Consider the following 23,251-nt stretch of genomic DNA (forward strand, 5'->3'; position numbering starts at 1 on the left):
TGATAAATCAATTACGATTTACAAAATCAAAACGCAACGTTTACGTTTTACCATCGGTTTTATACTTTACACAACTATTTGCAACATGTCAACCGCTTTTTCACTTGTTTTTTTATATGTAAAAACCTTCATATGTACCGCCACAGATATCAGTGAAGAAATTTCCTTGAAAGACTTGCTCTGCTGATTTTTTTTCGATCGTCGAACATCTCTTTTTATTGTCCTTTGCTGGGTCCTGTGCTACACTCGAGGGGTAATTGAATAGAAGATTATCCACTAGGGGCGCTTTATGCTGAGATAGACGTAAGTCTGGTCCCTTAGAACCTGATTTGGTTAGTACCAACGTAGGGAAGTGGCAGCGCATGATTTTTCGCGTTCCCATTTTTTCTGTCTACGTGTGGATAGAAAAAGGAGGAACGCTTTTTTTGTAGACAGAAAAACCATCGAGAGGAGAAGAGAAAATGACAAATGAACCAATCGCCTGTGCCGTAGGCGGGATCGATATCACTGGGTGCCGAGTAAGTTTGTACCCCATGAAAGACCACTTTGCGCAACAAATCGTAACGAGCATTGAGCGGACGGATACAACAGCTGTTTGGCAGCAAACCGATCTGTTCAGCACCCTTTTCCGAGGGGAAGCCCCAAGTGTTGTCGATGCGGCAGCTGGGCTATTTATCAACGCTTACGAATCCAAGACACACCTCGTGGGTGAGTTTACTTTTTCTAAGGGCTGTCCTGGCGATTCTGCAGGTGACTCGTTTTTGAATGGAGAACAGGCACAACCCAATAAAGCAAGCAATCTTATGAATGGTACGTTTGACGTGGATTGTAAATACTCGTTTTATGTATTTGGGGAAAATAATTATATGGAAGAGATCGCCGCCATCGTCCAACTGGCAGAAACCTATGGTTTGGCGCCTCGCTCCGCCCATTATGTCACGATGCTGACGGGCACGGCCAACCAACTCTTTGGGTATTTTGAAGCGGCATTAGCGTATGCCCATGACCATCTTCCCCATTATGTGTTAGAAGCAACGGTCTCAGTCAACAGTCCTTCCAAAAAGAAGGCGGTGTCGCATGACTAAATGGGTCTTAAAAGATGTCATTATGGTGGGGATCGCTTCGTTGATTTTTGGCGTGATCTATTTGGGCGCTGTTCATTTTGGGCTGTTGTTAGGTACGCTTTTAACCCCCTTTGGTTTGTCTGTTTTAGCAAATGAGTTTATTTTCGGGGTTTGGTTCATGGCAGCGGCTTTTGCTGGCTATGTGCTGCGCAAACCGGGCGCAGCGACGATCACTGAGATGATCGCCGCACTTTTAGAAGTGTTTATGGGGAATTTTTATGGACCGATTATTTTTATCAGCGGGTTTGTACAAGGGATTGGAACAGAAGCTGGCTTTGCATTAGGTGGCTACCGTCGCTATGGCTGGTTCCCTTTGATCACTGGTGCCATTGGCGCCACGATCACGAGTTTTCTTTGGGGGATCATTCGGTCAAATTTCGTTGACTTGCAATGGCAGTTGTTGGTGGTGATTTTTATTATTCGCTTGCTTTCTTCTTTATTCTTTTCCGCCTTTTTGGTCAAGATCGTCTGTGACCATCTGACACGCATGGGCGTTCTCAACAGTTACCCGATTGCTGAAGACCAAACCATTAGCGCCAAACGAGAAGCGGCATGAGCCTGCTCGTGAAAAACGGCTGCTTTTTCGTGGATCAAAAACGGCTTGATCTGACACTGTCTTTAGCCCCCGGAGAAACAAAAGGAATCTATGGTGCTTCAGGAACAGGAAAAAGCACTCTTTTCCACCTCTTAGCGGGGCTTAACGAGAAAGGGTTTGAAGAAGGAACCTATACGATCGATGACCGAACGCTAAACCAGCTTTCCATTCGAGAAAGAAGCACGTCGATCAGCTTACTGTTTCAAAATCCAGATATGCAATTTTGTATGGCCACGCCTCGAGAAGAACTACTGTTTTGTCTTGAAAATCAATGTATTCCCCAAGCCGACATGCCAAAAAAAGTAGCGGAAGCCTTGACGTTTTGCGAGATCAGCCATCTTGCCGATCAGCCCTTTACGACCTTGTCTGGCGGTGAGAAACAGTTAGTAGCATTGGCTTGTTGTCTGATTTTAAAGAGTCGCTACTTACTTTTGGATGAACCATTTGCCAATTTGGACGCTGACACAAGTCAAAAAATCATTCGAAAACTGCGACAGCTCCAAAAGCAACATGCCATTGGCATCTTACTGATCGACCATCAAATCAAAGAAACTGCTGACTGGGTAGCTGAGTGGCTGCTGATTGAAGAAGGATTCAGATCCGTCGATCAAGAAAAGATGCGTGCACTCGATCAGGAGCTGCGCAGGTCACTACCGCCTGTTGAGATTAAGAAACTTTCTGCAAAAGAGCGGCTATCTTTTCAAGATTTTCGCCTGCCGATCCGTAACCAAGCGATTGTTTTTCCAAATCTTACCTTTGATAGTGGGACAATGATTGGGCTCACCGGACGTAGCGGCAGCGGCAAATCTTCGTTTTTAAAAGCGATCTTGCAGCAGCAGGCGTACTCAGGAACCATTCGCCTGTGCGGGGATCCAATCAAGAAGCATCCCTCCCCTTTTCGGTCCATCAGCTGGATCATGCAAAATCCGCAGGACCAGTTTTTGGCTGCTACAGTGGCACAGGAGCTTAGCCAAGGACCTGCAGCGACCGAGAGTGACAAACTGCTGGAAAAATTGCGACTACAAAACAAGAGCACTCAGTCTCCTTTTCTACTCAGCCAAGGCCAGCAAAGACGCTTGGCAGTAGCAGCTTTATTGCAGCGACCAGTCAAATTACTGTTGGTGGATGAACCGACCTATGGCCAAGATGTCAAGCAAGCTTGGCAGGTCATGCAGTTGTTAGCCGAAAAAGCCGCAAGCGGCACCTTGGTTTTGATCGTTAGTCACGATGTCTTATTATTGGAAGCATTTTGTTCACAAATCATTGATTTTAATCATTATGAAAAGGAGGACATAGATGCGCACCCTCAACCCGACAGTCAAGTTATTCGCCATTTTAGGACTCGCCTTACTGGTTTCTTTTCAAAATAATTTCAGATTGAATCTGCTACTCTGTGTCCTGTTCTTTGCTGTTTCTGTAAACGAACGCTCTTTGAAAAAAAGCCTTTTGCTTGTTTCTGCATTGACCTTGGCAGCTGTGGGGGTCTTTTTCACCGGACTCCTTTACTACCAGGACAACCAAGGTGGCTCTTCCTCAGCAGCAGCTATGCGCTATGGACTTGACATGGCAAGCCGTATCTATTGCTTTGGTATGTTGGGTAGTTCTTTCAGTGTATCGACCACGATCAATGCGCTGATTTATTCGCTGCAGCAACAGCTGCGACTCCCCACCGTTTTTGCCTATGGTCTGCTCGCTGCGTTTCAAATTGCGCCCATCATTCCAGCCGAGTACCAGAATATCCGTAATAGCATGCGTTCTAGAGGAATCCCCGTCAATCCATTTTCATTCAAGATGCTGATCCCTTTACTGGTCAAATCGATTCGTTGGTCTGAGCTCTTGGCGACTGCGATGCTTTCAAGAGGATTTGACAGCGAGGCAAAGCGAACCTACGCCAAGTCATTTCGCATCACTTTCGCCGATATGCTCTTTCTATCATTTTGTCTGATAATCGGCCTCGCTGGAACACTGCTCTTATAAAGGGGAAAAAGAGAAAAAACCAAAGAAACACTGCCGTTTCTTTGGCTTTTTTCTTCTTATGGCTAAGAGATGATTGATTTTTTTATGGATCCAGATTTGATTTGATAGAGCGTTACAAACAAGGTGGTCACTAAAATATACATTGCGAAAAGGAAATACATGTTTTTAAAAAGCTGGATCGTCGTTTGATTGAGCCAAGCCCCTACTTTAGGGATATAAAAAATGGGTTGCCCAATCAATTGGCTTTTTTGGATTTCTTTTGGTTCCATCTGGCTTTGGTTATCACCGATCGTATAAAGCACCGATTGGTTTTCTCCCACTGCAACGATTCGCCGTGTGCGCATCTGTCTGCCGTGATCAACATAATAGGTCACTTCATTACCAACGACCAAATTGTCTTCTGAAGCCTTTTTAACAAAAAGTAATGTCCCTTCGGAATATGTAGGTTCCATTGCATCGCTGTTAACAATGGCCATTGTGAAACCAAACGCATGAGGAATCACGACCGCTAAAACAGAAATCAGCATAAACAACAATACAAAAAGTGAGAGCATGATACTTTGTTTTGGCAAAAGTTTCATTTTCTTTTCTCCTTCTAAGGCTCAGTTTCTTTTTCGATTCTATAACATAATTAAATTATTTTCAAATATTTAAAAACGATTCATTGAATTTTTATGCGTATTTTTCTGATTATTATTTGACTTTATTTTACTATTTATATTATGCTAAAGGCGATTAAAAAACACAGGAGAAAAAGTATGCTTTTTTTAAATAACAAGTTCTTTTTTAAACGTTGGATTCCCTTTATCCTACTCGTTCTATTTTTGCTAGGAAGCATCGGTTTTTTTCTTATACTCTTCTTATCTCCTACTTCTGATAACCATACCGTGGAGAAGAAGGAAGATTGGATTTTTTATGCGGAAGACAATCCTGATTCTACTTTTATTAGCCGTTATGTGAAATATTTACCTAGCGTAAAAGCCAATGATCGATTTGTCATGCAGCGAAAAATGACCAATGAATACAAATATCCAACGATGCTACTGATTGGCGATCATCAACACATGACCGTCTATCTGGATGATCAAGAAATTTATACCAATGAAGCTGCCGAACATTCATTGACCTTCAACCATCCTGGCAAAACCTTATCTTTTATCACATTGCCAGAGGATTACGTTGGAAAGACGTTGAAGATCTACGTGACTAGTCCTTTCGACACTTATTCTGGCTTTCCAGCCGAGGTCTTTTTCGGCCCTGCCAATGCATTGATCGGTTATGTTTTTAGTCTTTCAATTTTGAATATCTATATCCTCCTATTTACCGGATTTATTTGTATTCTTAACTTATTTTATCTCTTCGTTTCTTTTATCAACCAAAGAAAGCTGAAAGTATCTTCCATCTTATTCAGCGCCTTTGCTTTAAGTGCAGGTTTAGAAGCCGGCTTCGGGGATCTGCTGGGCGGACTGCTTTTTTCTCCCCTCGTGAATTCATTTATGTTAAATTTTCTTTCGATTATTACGCCCATGTTTTTGATTGGGTTTTACTACACAAACATGCACTTCGTACGTAAGTATTATCAGAAATGGTTGTTTGTTCACTACTCCTTCGGGATCTTTGCCATGTTTTTGGCACTTTTTCAAAAACAAAGTTTGCCAGTCGTCATGAACTATCTGTTTTTATTAAATATCACCAGCACCTTTGTGACTTCGTTTGCGGCGATTTATGAGGCGTTAAAAAAGAATCAATTTTATGTCCTTTGTGCACCTTGGATCGTTGTCGCGGCAATCGGTCATGGGTTCTTGTATATCCAGGATATTTTAGTCCTCCCGCAATCTGACATCAATTGGCGCTCGATCATCTTTTTCTTACTGATACTTATTTTTACTTGTTATGGGTTCCTCGAACTCTTTTTTGCCAGTGAAGGCAAAAATAAGCAGATCGACACAGCAGACATCAAAGTGCGATTGTATGAAAATCAGCAGGCGATCGGTCCAGATCAAACGGCACAATGGCAGCAAGTTTTACAAACCATCAAAAAGAGAACCCATACCATTAAAGACATGTTAGAAGACGAACAACTAGCGGCTGCGTACGAAGGTCTTTGCGAGATTGAAGAAGAAATCAAGCAGCAGCTAACGATCCCTGCGGTTGAAAAAGAATCGATCACGACGATGCTGCTTGCTGATTATCAACACACCGCCGCTCAAAAAAGGATTACCCTTACCTGCGATGACCTCACGGAACCACTGGAACGATTGGACGAAAATGATCGTCTGTCCTTGATCGCCCATTGCTTAGAGTACGCCATCCGCTACACCTGTTCGGTCACAGATCCTCAAAATCGCAAGCTTTCGTTGAAAGTGACTGACACAAAAGAACAGCTGCATATCGACTGTCAAATGCCGCTTTTAACAGAGGATGAGGCAGAAAAACTGCAAACTGATGAAGCAAAACGACAGGCGATCCATACCGATGTGCAAATGCTGGAACAAATTTGTCTTGTCTATCAAGGAAGTCTGCGTATCGAGGATTCAGATGATTTTCATTTTTTGCGTTTAACACTTGCCGCTAAAGCGGATCTGCTGTCTTTTGACTGACTGCCTTTTCTCCGATACGTTAAACGGTCTATTTTAAGAAAAAGCGAAAAAACTCTTGCTTTTTTCGCTTTTTCGCTTTAGCATGATAAAGAACAGCAACAAGCATTGGAATAGTAATTTTATGATGGTCTAAGAGAGTCGATGGCAGCTGAAAAATCGACACCCGCTGATAAAATGAACCTACCCAATGGCAATGACCGCAAAACGGTCGGTGGAAAGGCCTTATCCTTTATGAGTTGGATTATCCCGATCGATAATCAACAAAGGTGGTACCGCGAAATCCAAGCATTTCGTCCTTTTTTAGGACGAGATGCTTTTTTATTTTTTAAGGAGGAAAAACAATGACACAAAAAAATGATTTTACAGAATGGTATATCCAAACGATCCAAAAAGCCGAATTGATGGCTTACTCCCCAGTGAAAGGTTCCATTATTTTCCGTCCTGACGGTTTCGAACTTTGGGAACATATTCAAGAGGAGTTCAATCGTTTCTTGAAAAAAGAAGGCATTCGCAATGCATACTTCCCAATGCTGATTCCGCAAAATTTCTTTATGAAGGAAGCGGATCATATCGAAGGCTTTGCCCCTGAATTACCTTGGGTCACAGAGGTCGGCAACGAAAAACTGGAAGAACCTTTGGCATTGCGTCCAACCTCAGAAACCATGATCGGCTCTGCCTTTTCTGATTGGATCAACTCCTACCGTGACCTGCCTTATGAAATCAATCAATGGGCAAACGTCTTTCGTTGGGAAAAGAAAACATTGCCTTTCTTGCGTACCTCAGAGTTTTTATGGCAAGAAGGTCATACCGCTCATGAAAATGAAGATGATGCTCGTCAACGCACCATGAAAGTCTTAGATGAATATGCCCGCCTTTGCGAAGAATTCCTAGCGATCCCTGTTTATCGCGGACAAAAAACCCCATCTGAGCGCTTTGCCGGGGCAGTAGATACTTATTCGATCGAAGCGATGATGAAAGACGGCAAAGCAGTCCAAGCAGGAACCAGCCACTACATGGGGACAAAATTTGCTGAAGCATTTGATATTACGTATTTAACGAAAGAAAACAAGCATACCTATGCCCACACAACCTCTTGGGGTGTCTCTACCCGCTTGTTAGGTGCCTTGATCATGACCCATGGCGATGAAAATGGTTTAGTTTTCCCACCAACCATTGCACCAACCCAAGTTGTGTTGTTACCAGTCGGTCCTTGGAAAAAGAATCCAGCCATCTTAGAAAAATTAGAAGAACTGTATGCCAACTTTAAAGCCAAGGGCATTCGTGTTCGTTTGGATGATTCTGATAACTCACCTGGCTATAAATTCAATGAATGGGAACTAAAAGGCGCTTGCTTGCGAATCGAATGTGGCCCAAGAGATTTAGAAGCTGGCAAAGTCATGGTCAAAGTCCGTGACCTACCTGATAAGCAAACGGTGGCGCTTGAGGAATTAGAAGCGTTTGTTGACCAAGAATTACAAGCAATGACCCCACGTTTATTAGCAGCTGCGAAGGAACGAAACAAAGATAATGAGTACACCAACATCGATACATTGGATGAACTAAAAGCCCATATCGAAACGTGCAAACAAGAAGACAAAGTGACTGGTTTTGTTTTGATCGGTTGGGACGGCTCGGAAGAAACCGAAGCCAAAATCAAAGAAGAAACTGGCTTTACTACTCGGAACATTCCGTTTGAAGCGCCAATGGAAAAAACGGTCGATATTGTCAGCGGGAAACCTGCCAAACACACCGTTTGGATCGCCCGCGCATACTAATAAAAAACGAAGCAGCCAGATGGAAAAGGCTGCTTCGTTTTTTGATTAATAAATCAATGAAAGAAAATCTTCAGGCGTTATGTTGCCAAAATATTTTTTGACATCAATGTTGGCAATGACTTGTGCCAAATCTTCTTTGGCATAACGAGTACCGATCAGTGCTTGTTCTACATCTGCAATGTCCCCTAGGCCGAAAAAGTCGCCAAAGATTTTGGCATCTGTGATTTTTCCTTCTGCCACATTTAAACGAACTTCGATGGACCCGATTGGGAATCGATGACGACGTTCTATATCAAAGGCTGGTGATTTGCCGTAATTCCAATCCCAGTTACGATAATACTTATCGGAAATCTCATTGATCTTGACCCAATCCTCTTCTGTTAGTTCATAGGTTTTGACGTCTTCCACGGAATCGACACCAAAAATCTTCAATAAGATTTCTTGACGGAACTCTTCAGTCGTCATGTCTTGCTTCTCTTTTGGCAAGAATGGTTTGATGTTGGTCACTCTTGAACGGATCGATTTGATGCCTTTTGATTCGATTTTGTCTTTACGGACTTTCAAGGCGTTGACTACTTCATTGATGTCACTGTCAAACATGATCGTGCCGTGAGCAAACATCCGGCCATTTGTTGCGTACATCGCATTCCCAGAAAACTTCATGTCATTGATCACAAGGTCGTTGCGGCCTTTTAGTTGCGCCCCTTCAACCCCCATCTCATGTAAAGCTTGGACGATTGGTTTGGTCAGTTTTTCAAAATCTCTGAAAGAATTCCCATCGTCAGGCATAATAAAGCTGAAATTCAAGTTTCCGAAATCATGATAGACTGCACCGCCGCCGCTGAAACGACGAACGACATGGATCCCATGTTCATCCACATATTCCTTATTGATCTCTTCGATCGTATTTTGATTGCGTCCAATGATAATCGATGGTTCATTAATGTAAAAAAGTAAGATGGGTTCATCCACTTTCATTTCTTGAAGAAGAAAAATCTCGATGGCTAAATTGATGCGTGGGTCATTCAGTTCGTTCGGTACAAAAAGCATACTATTCGTTCCTCCTAATTAGATGATTTCAATTATTTTTTGAACAGCCGCCAATTCAACGGGGATCCCATTGGCAGCTAGTGCAGCCTCTTCTCGTAACTGTTCTAAGTCACCGTGTTGCGGCAAATGCGTCAACATTAATTTTTTTACCTGCGCCGCATGGGCGATCTCGCCTGCTTCTTTTGACGTAAAATGAGCCTTGTGCCGCTCATTGCCTGCAAAAAGATAGGTATCTGCCAAAAACAGGTCAGCTCCTTGTGCAAACGGAACAAAAGATTCTAAGTAGCCAGAATCGCCTGTAAAAACAAAAACCTTGCCTGTGCTTTTCTCAACAAATCGCATGGCATAGCAAGTGACTGGATGGATCGTTTTCATAAAGGTAATGGTAAACGGGCCCAATTCCAATGACTCCGTTTGGAGGTAATCAATTCCTTGAGTCACTCCAGGCATCGTCAGGCTTTCAAAATGAACCGCATCCTCCCCATGTCCGTAGATTGGCAAAACCTGGCGTTCTTCGTTTCCTGGATATAATTGCCAATAGTATTGCAATACCCCTAGATCCGCAATATGATCGTGATGGTAATGCGTCAGAATCACTGCATCTAAGTCTAAAGGATCAAGGATTTTTTCTAGTTGGACCAAGGTGGTGCTTCCCGCATCAAGCAGCAAATGAAAGCCTTCCGACTCAACTAAATAGCCAGTAGTCCCTTCACCATTATACGGATAGGCACCTAAACAACCTAAGACAGTTATTTTCACTTGTGTTTCCTCCTCTTTGGCTCAAGCTGGTTTTCTACTTCTTTTATGCTATCACATCTCAACTGATTTGACTAAAATCCGACCATTTTTTTGCAAAAAAAGATCGAGAAAACGAGAAAAAGACGACCTCTATTGGTAGAACCCTATGAATGAGTTTTTTACTCTATCTGCAGGGAGCCAGACCAATGGGCCGTCGTCTTTTTTGTTTATCTGATCATCGCTCGTTGTTCATTGATCAATTCCTCATAAAATACTGCATTGACTGCATAAGCGTAGGCGTTTGCCCATAGCATCCCGATCATCAGTGCCAAAAAGCCGAGAATAAACCAGCCAATCAATGATAACTGTAGCCAAATGTATTGACCCAGATGTGGACGCAAGAGCGCAAAGGCCACTTTAATTGACTGAAGAACCCCTAATTCCGGTTGATCATAGCGCAGATAGATTGCTAATTGAATCACACCAGTAACGACTTGTGACAAAAAGAAGAACAAAATGATGGAGAGAAAGGTCCCAATCACAAAAGCGACCGAGCCATTAAACATCGCCACATCAATAGAGATTCCCCGATTAAAATTGAATACCAAGTCCAAATATTGATTGAGTCCTGATAAGACAAACTGCGGCAAGAAAATCGCAAAACTCAAAAGATAATTTAAAAGCGCGCTCACTAAATTTAGTAGCAAAAACGGTACATACAGACGCTTATCAAAGACGAGAAAAATATCCCCCACGTTGATTCCTCTGCCACGAACCAGATAGAGTGCCATGATACTCAACGCTACCGAAAACGCAAAGAAGACAAAATTGTCCAAGATCAGATCGATCCAGCTCCCTGCATTGTTTGCACCAAAAGAAGTCCCAATACTACTAAAAAGCGAGCTGACCACCGCTTGTACCGCAACCGTCGCTAAAATACTTAAGACGAACGTTCCCCAGAATCCGCGCAAGGAGTTTTTGGAGGTCTCTCGAATCATTGTATTTGATCTCATAGACTCACCTTAATAACTGCGCAATGCTTTAACGGTCTTATCGTCTAAGCGGCGAACCACTTCCGTCACAAGCTTGACTGTATTGAAGTAGTCATCCTCATGAATGACAGAAGTATGAGAATGCAGGTAACGAACTGGCACGGTAATAGCGATCGAAGGGACCCCATCACGAGTCAAATGCATTTGACCAGCATCGGTTCCTCCACCAGTGATCACGGTATATTGGAAAGGAATTTCCATCTCTTCTGCGACATCGACCACAAAATTCAATAATTTCTTGTGAGGAATCATGGAAGCATCGAAAATCAAGACTTGTGGGCCTTTGCCTAACACAGAATCCGCTTCTTTTGGTGTCATTCCAGGTGTATCCCCAGCAGTACCAGTATCTAGTGCGATAGCGATATCGGGATTCACTAAGTGAGTGCTTGTTCGCGCCCCTCTTAGGCCAACTTCTTCCATCACGTCACTGCCAGCAAACAAGCAGTTGGGATGTCCTTCGGCTGCCAAGGTTTCTAATACCCGCAGTGATACTGCCGTACCAATGCGATTGTCCCATGCTTTGGCTAATAAAAATTTGCTGTCGTTCATCCGTTTGTATTGGATATAAGGGGTGATCATATCTCCTGGACGGATCCCCCAGCCTTTGGCTTCTTCTTCACTTGAAGCGCCGATATCAATGAACATATCTTTGATATCATACGGTTTATTTCGAGTCTCTGGACTCAAGACATGGGGTGGTTTTGAACCGACGACACCGTGGATCAATTTGCCTTCATTGGTTTTGATCTCGACTTGCTGTGCCAGCATCACTTGCCCCCACCAACCACCAAGGGTCTGGAATTCAATAAAGCCTTTTTCTGTGATTTTAGTTACCATAAAGCCGACTTCATCCATATGTCCCGATATAAAAATTTTCGGTCCACCGCCATCACCAACATGTTTGGCAATGACACTTCCTAAACCATCAAAAAAGATATCTTCAGCAAAGTCTTTGGCATATTCTTTAAAGACTTCACGCACTTCCTCCTCATTCCCAGGAACCCCACGTGCAGTCGTTAGGTCTATTAAAAGCTGTTCTTCTTTTTTCTCCATCTTGCTTCCTCCTTTGTCTCATTGATTATGATTATACCATTCTCTTAATCTGGTGCCAGAGGGAAATACAAAAAGATTGGTTAAATGAAAAAACGATCCTCGTTTTGTAGTGATCCTCAAGGTTAGATTTTTTGGTCTAACTTGCAAGGTTCGCTTCAATTCTAAGGATCGTTTTATCAAGAATTCAATCAAGTTTCAATTATTCGCAGACACAGCTTGACGGTAATCAAATAGGCAAATAGATAGACGACTGCTGCAACTGCCGCAAACAAATGAGCCACCCAATACCCAGGACTGTCGATGATTTGGGTGAAGGTATTAATGGCAAAGACGGCGTGCAAGATCGCCAGTAACGTACCTGGCATAAAAATCCAGATGTTTTGCCAGTAAACGAGTTTACGTACTTCTTTTCGGGTGTAACCTAGTTTGGTCAATAATCGGTAATTGTGTTTCTCCCGCTCGGTATTTGAAAATTGCCGAACGATCAAACTGCTGGATGTCGTGATCAAAACGATCACACCTACAAATAATGACACAAACAAAACGATTCCTGCTTGCCGCCGCACGCCGCGCATCGTTGTAAAACGATTCGCTAAGGTCAGTCGATATGCGGTCATCTGGTTATTCTCACTGGTGGAATCTCGGGCAGTCTCTGGATAAAAACGCACGCTTTTTTGGTCATCGCTAAACTCATAGGTCAAAGGATGCGTCCACTCGATCGGCAGCTCTTCATCTAGCAGCTGAGTCAAGCTCTCCGTTTGCACCTTGTCTGTTTGTAAATAAGCAACGCTATAGGTGAAGCCCTCAACTTGCTGGTACGCATCATCTTGGATGACAAGGACATTCGGCAAGGAATAGCGCAAGGCAGAATCCCCAAAATAATCCTGTTCTGCTTGAATGAGTTTGAACGTATGTTGACTGCCGATTTTGACCTCATCGCGATAGGTGATAAACGAACGAGTCACATCGTATTGACTGTCAAAAAGCACCGCTTGTTTATCAGTACTCAGTTGAATCTCCGGGGCATCGGGAACCAGTTTTCGCAGACGCTGATAATCAGAAAAAGCGACCAGATTCACCATGATATTTTCAATATTTTCGTCTTGCAACTCTCCAAGGTAACGGGTTTGAACCGTCATATTGGTCATTTTATAGGGAATCGATTGTTCGGCAATAATCGGTGTATCGGCTTTTTCTAAAAGGTCCCGCAAGGTATCTGCCTGCTCTTCTGACACTTGAAAGGACGTTGGATAAATGCGGTTCGTTGCTTGATAGTTTAATGAGATGACCCCCATCGTTCCCCCGATCAGGGAGATTGCGATCGCTGTGATGATCGTCAAAAGCGCATAGCTTTTCCACGTTATTTGCAAGTAAGCCCGCACGTTATTGTAAGCAATCAGTTTCGCCCCTTTGATAAGACGTTTTTTCGGCTTACTCAAAAAATATAACAATGCAGGCAACGAGCAATCAAAAAAAAGATAGGTTGCCGTCACACAACAAAACAGAATCAATAAAGGAATCCATAAAATTGCTGAAAAATCTTGTGTGTACGTGATATAGTTGGTCCAAGTTTCCCGCAGGGTCAAAGACAAATAGTAGCCTACCCCCAGTAGAATCAGACCTAGAACCCCCATTAATGAACGAAACGGGGTCATTTTCATTTTCTTGATCGGTAAGCGGTATTCAGTCTTGATCAGCTCACTCATTGGGGTACGCCAAACAAAAAGGATCACTTGAATACTCAAAATAATCATCGCCGCGATAAAGACAAAAACCGTTGAAAAAATCGATTGGGGCGAATTAAAGAAATGACTCGTTAAATTCAAGCCCATCGCTCGAATCAAAATCATAGAAAAAAATTTCGAAAAAATAATCCCCATAAAGATGCCGGTCACTAAAGAGAAAAAGTTCAATAGAAACGTTTCCCGCAGCAACAGCCAAGCCAGACGACCTTGCCGCAGCCCCAAAAGCTGGTAAACACTGATTTCTTTTTGTCGCTGACTAAGAAAAAAATGATTGGCACTCAGCATAAAAAACAAAACGACAAAGGCAACCACACTGCTGCCGAATCCTAAAACCCCTTCAATGCGGATATCTTGCTGGACCCGTTGATTCAGCAGACGATCATTCATCAAGGCGTTAAAGGAATAAAAAATCATCACGGCGGTCATCATACAAATAAAATACACCATATAGTTGCGAAACTGCCGCAAAAAACTCCGCCAGCCGATTTTAAACAACATGGCGCGGACCGCCTCCAATCGTTGCCTGCATATCGATGATTTTTTCGAAAAATTCCTGACGCCCGCCTTTTTTGACGACTTCTGCAAAGAAGACACCGTCTCGGATGAATAAAATTCGGTTGCAGTAGCTGGCGGTGAAAGGATCATGCGTGACCATCAAGATCGTCGTTTTCTCTTGTTGATTGATTTGCGCTAAATACCGTAACAATTCTGTCGCCGCTTTTGAATCAAGGGCGCCAGTGGGTTCATCAGCAAAAAGGACCACCGGACGACTAATGATTGCTCGAGCAGCAGCGACCCGCTGTTTTTGCCCTACAGACAATTCTTCTGGGTAGCGATCTAACAAGTGCTCGATTCCTAACAAATTGGCCGTTTGTTCAATGCGCTCTTGGGTTTCACTCACGGGCAAACGATCAATGGCAAGGGGAAGCAAGATATTGTCTCTGGCAGTCAACGTCTCTAAAAGATTAAAGTCTTGAAAGATGAAACCGATCTGCTGACGACGAAAATCACTGAGGGCTTTTTCCGACATTCGGGTAATGTCTTTGCCATCGATATAGATCGAGCCTAAGCTAGGTCGCATAATTGAAGACAACAGATTCATCAAGGTCGTTTTCCCAGCACCGCTGGGCCCCATGACCCCGACAAATTCTCCTTGATCCACTGCAAAAGAAAGGTTATCTAATACTTTGGTTTGATTGAAACGAGTGCCGTAACTTTTGGTCAGATGCTTCACATCAATCATATTTTTCACATAGAACCCTCCTTTAATAAAATTCTCTCCCTATGGTAGCATACTTTTTCATTGAATACTTCTGCTTCAAAACAGAGAAAAAATAAATTTAAAAAAGTTTTTTATTCATTATGTGAAACATGGAACAACCAAATCCTTAATCTTATCAGTTTTCCCAGAAAACACCCCAATGAATATACACTATATATTGTGTATATCCAATTTACCACCCCTTATCCACCACTATATATAGTTGCTCATTTCTACAATTTGTTTTATTATATTGAGGAAGATAAGGAGTGGTAGAAATGATGAACATTAAGAGAAATCCTGAGCAAGGGTTGGAAAGACAGTCCGCTTTGCGTCAGTTAAAAATCGTTAAACGTGATGGACGGCTTGTCGATTTTGATGATCAAAAAATTTACGATGCGTTAGTGAAAGCCCTAAGAAAAATCAACGGCGAGCTTTCTCCCATCGACCACGAAAAAATCACCGAGATCGTTGACAGTGTCGATCACGAGATCGCGGAACGTTTTCGTACGAATGTAAAAATCTATGAGATCCAAAATATCGTCGAGCATATCTTATTAGCAAAAAACGAGTATGCCTTGGCTGAAGAATATATCAACTATCGGACCCATCGTGATTTCGAGCGCAGCAAAGCCACAGACATCAACTTTACGATCAACAAATTGATGAATAAAGATCAATCGGTCGTCAATGAAAATGCCAATAAAGATAGCAATGTGTTCAATACACAACGTGATTTGACCGCTGGGATCGTAGGAAAATCGATCGGTTTGAAAATGCTCCCTCCTCACGTGGCAAATGCTCACCAAAAAGGCGACATTCATTACCATGACTTGGATTATCATCCTTACACCCCAATGACCAACTGCTGCTTGATCGATTTTAAAGGCATGCTGAATAATGGGTTTAAAATTGGGAACGCCGAAGTGGAATCGCCAAAATCGATCCAAACGGCCACCGCTCAAATCTCACAAATCATTGCAAACGTAGCATCGAGTCAATATGGCGGCTGTTCTGCTGATCGAACAGATGAATTATTGGCTCCTTTTGCTGAGTTGAATTATCAAAAGCATCTAAAAGATGCCGAAGAATGGATCGAGTCGCCTGAACGTCGGGAAGCTTATGCGAAGAGCAAAACGCGCAAAGATATCTACGATGCAATGCAAAGTCTAGAATACGAAATCAATACGTTATTCACCTCAAACGGACAAACGCCGTTTACTTCCCTTGGGTTTGGTTTAGGAACCAACTGGTTCGAACGGGAGATCCAACGAGCGATTCTCCAAATTCGCATCAACGGGTTAGGCAGTGAGAAGCGTACCGCTATTTTTCCAAAATTGATCTTTAGTATTCGCCGTGGCGTCAACTTGGCCCCTACCGATCCGAACTATGATATTAAAGAACTGGCTTTAGAGTGTGCCACCAAACGGATGTATCCTGATATTTTGAATTATGATAAATTGGTTGAATTGACCGGCAGCTTTAAAGTGCCGATGGGCTGTCGTTCTTTCTTGCAAGGCTGGAAAAACGAACGTGGCGAAGAAGTCAATGTTGGTCGGATGAATCTAGGCGTCGTAACATTGAATATTCCTCGGATCGCCTTAGAAGCAAATGGTGATCAAGAAAAATTCTGGACGCTGCTGGAAGATCGTCTGCAAATCGTCAAGGATGCTCTTGTCTATCGGGTGGAGCGCTGTAAAGAAGCCAGCCCTGCGAATGCGCCGATCCTTTATATGTATGGGGCTTTCGGTGAACGTTTGGATCGCAAAGACAATGTGAATGAACTATTCAAAAACAAACGTGCTACTGTTTCTCTTGGATATATCGGTTTGTATGAAGCTGCTTCGGCTTTTTATGGTGGAACATGGGAACAAGATCCAGAAGCAAAAGCCTTTACCCTAGCGATCGTGAAAGAATTGAAAGCTCATGCAGATGCTTGGGGCGATGAATACGGCTATCATTTCAGCGTATATTCGACGCCTAGTGAAAGCCTGACTGATCGTTTCTGCCGCTTGGATACCGAAAAATTCGGTGAAGTTGAAAACATTACCGACAAAGAATACTACACCAACAGCTTCCACTATGATGTGCGGAAAAATCCGACACCATTTGAAAAACTTGATTTTGAAAAAGAGTATCCAAAATACTGTTCTGGCGGGTTTATTCATTACTGCGAATACCCAGTCTTGCAGCAAAATCCAAAAGCGTTAGAAGCGGTATGGGATTACGCTTATGATCGGGTCGCCTATCTTGGAACAAATACCCCTATCGATCACTGTTATGAGTGTGGGTATGAAGGAGATTTCAATCCAACCGAACGGGGCTTCGAATGCCCGCAATGCGGCAATCATGACCCAAAAAGTTGTGACGTCGTCAAAAGAACCTGTGGGTATCTTGGAAATCCTCAAGCTCGTCCAATGGTCAATGGACGGCACAAAGAAATTTCTGCCCGGGTCAAACATTTGCAAGAATAAACGAAAAAGGAGTGCTAGATTTCTTCTACACTCCTTTTCTTGAAGACCAATCCCTGTAATTCATGATAGAAAGAAGTTTTCTTATGAGAAATCCGAAACCTAAAGAATGGCAAGCCAAAGAATATAGCCAAAATTATATTGCTGATTACAAAGCCTTCAACTTTGTTGATGGTGAAGGCATTCGAAACAGTTTATACGTGAGCGGCTGTCTCTTTGCTTGTGAAGGATGTTTTAACAAAGCGGTCCAAAACTTTCGCTATGGTACACCTTTTACGCAAGAACTAGAGGATCGAATCATCGAAGATCTGCGGCATGATTATGTCCAAGGGCTGACCCTCCTAGGCGGCGAACCTTTCTTGAACACAACAGTCTGTCTGAAAGTCGTTGATCGGGTTCGTGCTGAATTTGGGCACAGCAAAGATATTTGGAGCTGGTCAGGCTACACCTATGAAGAATTGCTTTTGGAAACACCCGATAAATTGGAACTTTTATCCAAAATCGATATTTTAGTCGACGGTCGTTTTGAACTGAGCAAACGAAATTTAAACTTGCAGTTTCGCGGCAGCAGCAATCAACGAATCATTGATCTTGCTGCATCTCGGGAACAAGGAATAGCGGTTATCTGGGCAAAGTGCAAAGATGCTGAAGCAAGCTACGAACAAATCAAAAAACAAATTTAAAAACTAAAAACACCGTGCATCTTGAGGTGACCCCAAAAGTTAGACCAAAAAATCGAACTTTTGGCGGTCACCTCCTCTTCCTTCAAAGATGATGCACGGTGTTTTTTTATGTTATATCAACTCAGTGACCAAGCTTTTTACAAGTACTTACTTGCTTCACGAATCGTCAAAGGCGCCAGACTTGTTTGATAGCGAAGCAGAAAGTCTTGGACCCACTGAGGATTCGTCTTGGCATAATCTCGTAAGCTCCAACCAATGGCTTTGTTGATAAAGAATTCAGAACTCCCCAAATTATTGACGAGGACCTCTTCAAGCAGTGGTTGATCCATCTGTTCTTTTTGCAGCAGTTGATGGAGTATTGCCACTCGCCGCAGCCAAAGATTTTCCTCAAGACTCCAGCGAAGCATTTCAGCTTTTAACGCTGGCAGTCGGCGAACTAGTTTTCTGACAACCTCACTTAGGGCGTCCACGCTATCCCACCAAGCTTTTGTTATGACTAGCTGTTCAATTTTTGCCAGATCGATGGCCGCTAGAAACGGCTCCATCACCACTAAATAATCAATCGCAAGGTATTGGTGTTCCCGATAGCTGCTTTGCCAACAATGATCGATAAAGTCCCAATCAACCGTTTTCGTTTGTTTTGCAGCTTTGAAGGTCGCTTTCTCCTGCTGGCGGCGCAACGGCGTAGGAATGCCTAAAAAATCAAACTGATGCCGCATGTAGGCGGCCATTTTTTCACTTCGCTCCTGATTAGCCAATCCTGTCATCGTGTCATATACTTGATAGAGTGTCATTTTGCTCCTCCTCTTCAGCCTACTGCTCGTCAGATAGTTGCCATAAGGGAAGTACGATATTTTCATAGGTCAGTGGATCAAGATTTGTGACGGTGATCCCCAAAAGACGGATGCCTTTTTCCAGACCTAAAATTTCTTCCCAAATCAGACTTGCTTCGGAAAATAGCTGTTCTTTTTTATGAACATAGGTTGGCAAGGTCACTCGCTTGGTGATCGTAGAGTAATCACTGTAACGAACTTTCAACACGACCGTCTTACCATGTTTTTGTGTGCGCTTCAGGGATCTTTCGACTTCTTCTGCGATAGCCCGTAACTGGCTCAATACTTGTTCTTCACTGGTTAATGGATTGCCGTATGTATGCTCTTTTCCAACTGATTTCCGTTCTCTGGTCACACTAACTGGGGAATCATGGATCCCTCTAACTTTCCGATACAAGGAATACCCCATTTTGCCAAATTCACGAATCAGCGCCATCTCACTCCAGCCATACAGATCAGCTCCTGTAAAAATACCTAACTCATGCATCCGCGGAACAGTTTTCTTCCCGATCCCGTGAAATTTATCAATGGGTAATTGTTGCAAAAATGCCACTGCCTCATCTGGCATCACCACCGTCAATCCTCGTGGTTTATGATAATCCGAAGACAGTTTTGCCAAGAATTTGTTGTAACTGACTCCTGCCGAACAGGTCAGATGAGTCTCTTGCCAGATGTCTCGTTGAATCAAACGAGCGATCTTAATTGCTGAAGGACAATTGATCTTGTTGACTGTGACATCTAGATACGCTTCATCAATAGAAACTGGTTCGATGATGTCGGTGTATCGATGAAAAATTTCTCTGACTTGCTGGGACACTTCACGATACTTTTGATGATTTCCCGGTTTAAAAATCGCTTGCGGACAAAGCTCATAGGCTTTTTGCGCACTCATTGCCGAGTGGATGCCATATTGTCGTGCCAGATAATTGGCGGTCGTGACCACTCCTCGTCCGCCAGTATCACTTGGGTGACGGGCAATGACGAGGGGATGCTTGGCAAGCTCTGGATCATCCCGTTCTTCCACCGAAGCAAAAAAAGCATCCATATCAATATGAATAATTTTGCGGCTCGTATCATTTTTTAAGGGAAATTGTAGTTCCGACATCGTTGTTCACCTCACTTCTTATTATAAACGAACAGAAGTTCCCTATCAAGCAAGGAATCGAGGGAAATACGCAAAAAGGACCAATCTTCATTGGTCCTTCCTTCTACATTCACTGCTTTTGCGGCCCTCTTCATGGTCCAAGAAGTTCTACTATAAGGCAGCTTCCCCTCGTTCATTGGTGCGAATCCGAATCGCTTCTTCCAACGGGTAGACGAATATTTTGCCGTCACCGACTTCATCTGTCCGACAGATCGATACAATCAGCTCAATCACCGCATCGACTTTTTCATCTGCTAAAACAAAACGGACATTTACTTTTGGTAAAAGAGTTGTGATCACTTCTTGGCCACGAATAAACTCTTTGAGCCCTTTTTGATTGCCACAGCCCAGCACTTGACTGACTGTCATGCCGCTGATCAAATCAGACTGGTCCAAAGCGGCCTTTAGTTCTTCTAATTTTTCTTGGCGAATAATCGCTTCAACTTTTTTCATGACTGCTCCTCCACTCTTAAGAGTCTAACCCCATAAAGGTAGGATAGGCCGTTTCGTCATGTTCGATCCGATCCATCCCCACTGCTTCTTCTTGTTGCGATACGCGAATCGGCATTACCCATTTGATCAAAGTGATAATGACAAAGGATAAGATACCTGCAAATAGAATCGTAAATACGATACTTTCGGCTTGTGCGAGAAAAAGATCAACGCCGCCATAGAGCAATCCTGACCGTCCACCCACTGCTGGATCCGCAAAGATCCCCGTCATCAAACCGCCAAAGATTCCGCCTACGCCATGGCAGCCAAAGGCATCCAGCGCATCATCTAATCCTAGACGATGTTTGATGACAGAAATAAAGAAGTAGCAAAACGGACTGACTAAAGCGCCAATGATAAAGGAAGACCAAAGCGAGACAAATCCCGCACCTGGTGTGATGGCAACTAAGCCCACGACGGCTCCAGTACACGCACCAACGATCGTCGGTTTGCCCAACACGATTTTTTCGATCAGCATCCAAGAAAGCATCGCACTGGCTGCTGCCGTATTCGTGGTCATTAGGGCGTGGATCGCTAGACCATCAGCTGCTAACGCAGAGCCAGCATTAAAGCCAAACCAGCCAAACCATAAAAGGCCAGCACCTAGTACAACAAAGGGAATATTATGAGGACGATATTCGGTTTGATGAAATTCTCGCCGCTTACCGACAACGACCGCTAAGACTAACCCACTGATACCCGAACTGATATGAACGACATTGCCTCCTGCAAAATCGATCGAGCCGATCGCATCTAAGAAACCGCCGCCCCATACCATATGTGCCATTGGAAAATACACGAGAACTAGCCAGAAGCCGATAAATAGGAAAATAGCTGAGAAACGCATTCTGCCCACGACAGATCCAGTAATGATCGCCGTTGTGATCAAGGCAAACATCATTTGAAAGGCCGCAAATAACCCTTCAGGAATCCCTTCTCCTTCTGTCATCGAGACATGATTGAAAAAGACTTTATCTAAATTCCCAATAAATGAGCCTGTGCCGCTAAAAGATAAGGTATACCCTAAAGCGACCCATAGCACAGACGCCAAGCCCATCGTACAAATCACCATCATCATGGTATTGAGGATGTTTTTGCGACGTTCCAATCCTCCGTAAAAAAATGCCAATGCTGGAGTCATAAGAAAAACCATGCCGCTACAAATTAAAATAAATGCAATATTCCCTGTGTTCATTTTTGACGCCTCCTTTTCTTTATGTTAGCTATCCTAACATCATATTTTCAAATAATCTAGATTTTTCTGAGAAAACCGTGAATTTTCTGAAAATAGCTAACTATTGATGTCAGATAATTTAACACAAGTCCGAAAAAAGACAAAAAAATACCGAGAGAACTCTCGGTATGATTACGTTTCTAATTGATGGTAGGCTTGATAAACAAGCTGTTTCTTCACTTGATTGCGTTTAGCCACTTCTTTGATGGCTTCTTTCGATGACAAGTCTGCCTCTTCCATCAAGGCTGCCACCTGTTCAGCATAGCTTCCTTCATAAACGACTTCAGGGATTTCAGAAGCGCCTTCCACTAATAGACAGCATTCCCCTTTGATTGGTTGTTGGCCGAGGTATTCAATCAATTCTGAAAAGGTCCCTCGCAAATATTCTTCATGGATTTTTGTCAATTCACGGCAGATAACTGCTTGACGTTCTCCCAATACCTCTTTCATCGTTTCGATCGTCGCTGCGATTCGATACGGTGACTCATAAAAAATCATCGTAGCTTTTTGGCTTGCCAATTCACTTAACGCTTGCTTTTGTTCTTTTTTCTTACGAGGTAAAAAACCATAAAAAAGATTCGGCTGCGGTGATAAGCCAGAAGCGATCAGCGCGGTCAAACCAGCCGTAGGTCCTGGGAGCGCAATCACTGCGATTCCTTCGACCAAGCACGCCTTGACTAATTCATGACCTGGATCACTAATGGAGGGCATACCAGCATCACTGCATTGGGCAATAGTCTTGCCCATTTGCAGCTGTTCTATCAGCTGTGGCACCCGTTCTTTATAATTGTGTTCATGTAAGCTTTTTTGCGGTGTCGCAATCTCAAAATGATTCAACAATTTCTGGGTATTTCGAGTATCTTCACTTGCGATCAAGTCCGCTTCTTTTAAAATTTTGACACATCGGAACGTCATATCTTCCAAGTTACCGATCGGTGTTGGAACAAGATACAGTTTTCCAGTGTCTTGTTTATAACTTTGCTGCTTTTGCATGTACTGCTCCTTTCGAAAAAAAGACCAGCAGAAACTGATCTTTTTTCTAACGAACCGCTTCGTCTGTCAGCTATTTGCCGCTTTCACGATAGATCACTTCTAGACAAAACGCACAAGGTTCGTCATGTTCTCTGCGAGAACCGTATAAGTCATAACAAACATGAAATCCTTCTTCGTAAATCTTTTCTAAATTCATCCGTGATTTAGAAAGCTCTTGTTTGACCGATTCAGCGGGTGCATCTGCCACTTGGTTCAACTCACGAATGTGTTCACGTAAGCGTTGATTTTCCAATTCTAATGTCGTATTTTTTTCGACGATTTCTTGCAAAGACTGCTTCATTTCCGCTAGATTATTCAAGGAATTTTGCAACTCCACTTCTAACTGATTCAATCCGTCATATATTGATCGTTTGTCCATGCTCATTATGGTC

Annotated in this window: 21 protein-coding genes, 1 riboswitch and 1 other annotated feature; of the genes, 8 read left to right on the forward strand and 13 right to left on the reverse strand. The window is 43.1% G+C overall.

Annotated features, from left to right (window positions below; genetic code table 11):
- The first annotated feature begins 268 nt into the window (after positions 1 to 268).
- A riboswitch (TPP riboswitch) is annotated at positions 269 to 368 on the forward strand.
- Between the two features lie 93 nt (positions 369 to 461).
- The 4 genes from IGI96_RS00495 to IGI96_RS00510 are packed head-to-tail and all read left to right on the forward strand — an operon-like array spanning position 462 to position 3,696.
- Positions 462 to 1,085: a YkoF family thiamine/hydroxymethylpyrimidine-binding protein gene (locus IGI96_RS00495; protein WP_118215710.1), complete on the forward strand. Its 624-nt coding sequence runs from the start codon at positions 462 to 464 to the stop codon at positions 1,083 to 1,085.
- A complete protein-coding gene (locus IGI96_RS00500) occupies positions 1,078 to 1,680 on the forward strand; it encodes an ECF transporter S component (protein WP_010749530.1) in 603 nt (200 codons plus the stop codon). The genes IGI96_RS00495 and IGI96_RS00500 overlap by 8 nt, the downstream gene beginning before the upstream one ends.
- The gene (locus tag IGI96_RS00505) at positions 1,677 to 3,089 is read left to right on the forward strand and encodes an ABC transporter ATP-binding protein (RefSeq protein WP_438784775.1); all 1,413 of its coding nucleotides are present in this window, start codon (positions 1,677 to 1,679) and stop codon (positions 3,087 to 3,089) included. The genes IGI96_RS00500 and IGI96_RS00505 overlap by 4 nt, the downstream gene beginning before the upstream one ends.
- A complete protein-coding gene (locus IGI96_RS00510; protein ID WP_270288067.1) occupies positions 3,016 to 3,696 on the forward strand; it encodes an energy-coupling factor transporter transmembrane component T in 681 nt (226 codons plus the stop codon). The genes IGI96_RS00505 and IGI96_RS00510 overlap by 74 nt, the downstream gene beginning before the upstream one ends.
- A 62-nt stretch (positions 3,697 to 3,758) precedes the next feature.
- Here IGI96_RS00510 and IGI96_RS00515 read toward each other — a convergent pair whose 3' ends face one another.
- Positions 3,759 to 4,277, reverse strand: a complete 519-nt coding sequence (locus IGI96_RS00515; RefSeq protein WP_016610953.1) for a S24/S26 family peptidase — start codon at positions 4,275 to 4,277, stop codon at positions 3,759 to 3,761.
- A 177-nt stretch (positions 4,278 to 4,454) separates the two neighbouring features.
- Here IGI96_RS00515 and IGI96_RS00520 point away from each other — a divergent pair, with 177 nt between their 5' ends.
- Positions 4,455 to 6,296, forward strand: coding sequence for a hypothetical protein (locus tag IGI96_RS00520; RefSeq protein WP_270306505.1), 1,842 nt, complete (start codon positions 4,455 to 4,457; stop codon positions 6,294 to 6,296).
- Positions 6,297 to 6,392: 96 nt separating this feature from the next.
- Positions 6,393 to 6,597, forward strand: a binding site (T-box leader).
- A 40-nt stretch (positions 6,598 to 6,637) separates the two neighbouring features.
- On the forward strand, positions 6,638 to 8,071 hold the full coding sequence (proS, locus tag IGI96_RS00525) for a proline--tRNA ligase (RefSeq protein ID WP_270288069.1): 1,434 nt from the start codon (positions 6,638 to 6,640) through the stop codon (positions 8,069 to 8,071).
- Positions 8,072 to 8,116: 45 nt separating this feature from the next.
- Here proS and IGI96_RS00530 read toward each other — a convergent pair whose 3' ends face one another.
- The 6 genes from IGI96_RS00530 to IGI96_RS00555 form a co-directional block, all read right to left on the reverse strand.
- Positions 8,117 to 9,121 carry a lipoate--protein ligase gene (locus tag IGI96_RS00530; RefSeq protein WP_015509943.1) on the reverse strand — a complete coding sequence of 335 codons (1,005 nt, stop codon included), beginning with the start codon at positions 9,119 to 9,121 and terminating at the stop codon, positions 8,117 to 8,119.
- An 18-nt stretch (positions 9,122 to 9,139) separates the two neighbouring features.
- Entirely contained in the window at positions 9,140 to 9,880 is a 741-nt protein-coding gene (locus tag IGI96_RS00535; protein WP_016610950.1) for an MBL fold metallo-hydrolase, read from the reverse strand.
- 206 nt (positions 9,881 to 10,086) lie between these two features.
- Positions 10,087 to 10,872, reverse strand: coding sequence for a DUF975 family protein (locus IGI96_RS00540; protein ID WP_270288070.1), 786 nt, complete (start codon positions 10,870 to 10,872; stop codon positions 10,087 to 10,089).
- Between the two features lie 9 nt (positions 10,873 to 10,881).
- Entirely contained in the window at positions 10,882 to 11,964 is a 1,083-nt protein-coding gene (locus IGI96_RS00545; protein ID WP_270288071.1) for a M42 family metallopeptidase, read from the reverse strand.
- A 188-nt stretch (positions 11,965 to 12,152) separates the two neighbouring features.
- Positions 12,153 to 14,207 carry an FtsX-like permease family protein gene (locus IGI96_RS00550; RefSeq protein ID WP_438784776.1) on the reverse strand — a complete coding sequence of 685 codons (2,055 nt, stop codon included), beginning with the start codon at positions 14,205 to 14,207 and terminating at the stop codon, positions 12,153 to 12,155.
- Positions 14,197 to 14,961 (reverse strand): ABC transporter ATP-binding protein, encoded by a 765-nt coding sequence (locus tag IGI96_RS00555; RefSeq protein WP_128489226.1) that lies wholly within the window; start codon positions 14,959 to 14,961, stop codon positions 14,197 to 14,199. Before IGI96_RS00555 ends, IGI96_RS00550 begins: the two co-directional genes overlap by 11 nt.
- A gap of 287 nt (positions 14,962 to 15,248) precedes the next feature.
- On the opposite strand from IGI96_RS00555, the gene nrdD reads away from it, so the two are divergent.
- Together nrdD and nrdG are read left to right on the forward strand one after the other, a co-directional pair.
- Positions 15,249 to 17,444: an anaerobic ribonucleoside-triphosphate reductase gene (nrdD, locus tag IGI96_RS00560; RefSeq protein WP_034869343.1), complete on the forward strand. Its 2,196-nt coding sequence runs from the start codon at positions 15,249 to 15,251 to the stop codon at positions 17,442 to 17,444.
- Positions 17,445 to 17,527: 83 nt separating this feature from the next.
- Positions 17,528 to 18,124 carry an anaerobic ribonucleoside-triphosphate reductase activating protein gene (nrdG, locus tag IGI96_RS00565; RefSeq protein ID WP_270288073.1) on the forward strand — a complete coding sequence of 199 codons (597 nt, stop codon included), beginning with the start codon at positions 17,528 to 17,530 and terminating at the stop codon, positions 18,122 to 18,124.
- Between the two features lie 137 nt (positions 18,125 to 18,261).
- Here the strand turns inward: nrdG and IGI96_RS00570 are convergent, their stop codons facing one another.
- The 6 genes from IGI96_RS00570 to IGI96_RS00595 form a co-directional block, all read right to left on the reverse strand.
- The gene (locus IGI96_RS00570) at positions 18,262 to 18,918 is read right to left on the reverse strand and encodes a DNA alkylation repair protein (protein WP_016610941.1); all 657 of its coding nucleotides are present in this window, start codon (positions 18,916 to 18,918) and stop codon (positions 18,262 to 18,264) included.
- A 19-nt stretch (positions 18,919 to 18,937) separates the two neighbouring features.
- A complete protein-coding gene (dinB, locus tag IGI96_RS00575) occupies positions 18,938 to 20,062 on the reverse strand; it encodes a DNA polymerase IV (RefSeq protein ID WP_005229832.1) in 1,125 nt (374 codons plus the stop codon).
- A gap of 150 nt (positions 20,063 to 20,212) precedes the next feature.
- Positions 20,213 to 20,554 carry a P-II family nitrogen regulator gene (locus tag IGI96_RS00580; RefSeq protein WP_005229830.1) on the reverse strand — a complete coding sequence of 114 codons (342 nt, stop codon included), beginning with the start codon at positions 20,552 to 20,554 and terminating at the stop codon, positions 20,213 to 20,215.
- 16 nt (positions 20,555 to 20,570) lie between these two features.
- On the reverse strand, positions 20,571 to 21,788 hold the full coding sequence (locus IGI96_RS00585; RefSeq protein WP_195961201.1) for an ammonium transporter: 1,218 nt from the start codon (positions 21,786 to 21,788) through the stop codon (positions 20,571 to 20,573).
- Positions 21,789 to 21,959: 171 nt separating this feature from the next.
- Entirely contained in the window at positions 21,960 to 22,820 is an 861-nt protein-coding gene (rsmI, locus tag IGI96_RS00590) for a 16S rRNA (cytidine(1402)-2'-O)-methyltransferase (protein ID WP_438784777.1), read from the reverse strand.
- Positions 22,821 to 22,890: 70 nt separating this feature from the next.
- Positions 22,891 to 23,238, reverse strand: coding sequence for a DNA replication initiation control protein YabA (locus tag IGI96_RS00595; protein WP_026008088.1), 348 nt, complete (start codon positions 23,236 to 23,238; stop codon positions 22,891 to 22,893).
- Positions 23,239 to 23,251: the final 13 nt, after the last annotated feature.

It is taken from the genome of Enterococcus sp. DIV0421 (assembly GCF_051713745.1).
GTDB classification, from domain to species: Bacteria; Bacillota; Bacilli; order Lactobacillales; family Enterococcaceae; genus Enterococcus_D; species Enterococcus_D casseliflavus.

Coding starts and splice junctions, on each gene's coding strand:
- IGI96_RS00495 (WP_118215710.1), top strand. CDS start 462: ATGACAAATGAACCAATCGCCTGTGCCGTAGGCGGGATCGATATCACT.
- IGI96_RS00500 (WP_010749530.1), top strand. CDS start 1,078: ATGACTAAATGGGTCTTAAAAGATGTCATTATGGTGGGGATCGCTTCG.
- IGI96_RS00505 (WP_438784775.1), top strand. CDS start 1,677: ATGAGCCTGCTCGTGAAAAACGGCTGCTTTTTCGTGGATCAAAAACGG.
- IGI96_RS00510 (WP_270288067.1), top strand. CDS start 3,016: ATGCGCACCCTCAACCCGACAGTCAAGTTATTCGCCATTTTAGGACTC.
- IGI96_RS00515 (WP_016610953.1), bottom strand. CDS start 4,277: ATGAAACTTTTGCCAAAACAAAGTATCATGCTCTCACTTTTTGTATTG.
- IGI96_RS00520 (WP_270306505.1), top strand. CDS start 4,455: ATGCTTTTTTTAAATAACAAGTTCTTTTTTAAACGTTGGATTCCCTTT.
- proS (WP_270288069.1), top strand. CDS start 6,638: ATGACACAAAAAAATGATTTTACAGAATGGTATATCCAAACGATCCAA.
- IGI96_RS00530 (WP_015509943.1), bottom strand. CDS start 9,121: ATGCTTTTTGTACCGAACGAACTGAATGACCCACGCATCAATTTAGCC.
- IGI96_RS00540 (WP_270288070.1), bottom strand. CDS start 10,872: ATGAGATCAAATACAATGATTCGAGAGACCTCCAAAAACTCCTTGCGC.
- IGI96_RS00545 (WP_270288071.1), bottom strand. CDS start 11,964: ATGGAGAAAAAAGAAGAACAGCTTTTAATAGACCTAACGACTGCACGT.
- IGI96_RS00550 (WP_438784776.1), bottom strand. CDS start 14,207: ATGTTGTTTAAAATCGGCTGGCGGAGTTTTTTGCGGCAGTTTCGCAAC.
- nrdD (WP_034869343.1), top strand. CDS start 15,249: ATGATGAACATTAAGAGAAATCCTGAGCAAGGGTTGGAAAGACAGTCC.
- nrdG (WP_270288073.1), top strand. CDS start 17,528: ATGAGAAATCCGAAACCTAAAGAATGGCAAGCCAAAGAATATAGCCAA.
- IGI96_RS00570 (WP_016610941.1), bottom strand. CDS start 18,918: ATGACACTCTATCAAGTATATGACACGATGACAGGATTGGCTAATCAG.
- dinB (WP_005229832.1), bottom strand. CDS start 20,062: ATGTCGGAACTACAATTTCCCTTAAAAAATGATACGAGCCGCAAAATT.
- IGI96_RS00580 (WP_005229830.1), bottom strand. CDS start 20,554: ATGAAAAAAGTTGAAGCGATTATTCGCCAAGAAAAATTAGAAGAACTA.
- IGI96_RS00585 (WP_195961201.1), bottom strand. CDS start 21,788: ATGAACACAGGGAATATTGCATTTATTTTAATTTGTAGCGGCATGGTT.
- rsmI (WP_438784777.1), bottom strand. CDS start 22,820: ATGCAAAAGCAGCAAAGTTATAAACAAGACACTGGAAAACTGTATCTT.
- IGI96_RS00595 (WP_026008088.1), bottom strand. CDS start 23,238: ATGGACAAACGATCAATATATGACGGATTGAATCAGTTAGAAGTGGAG.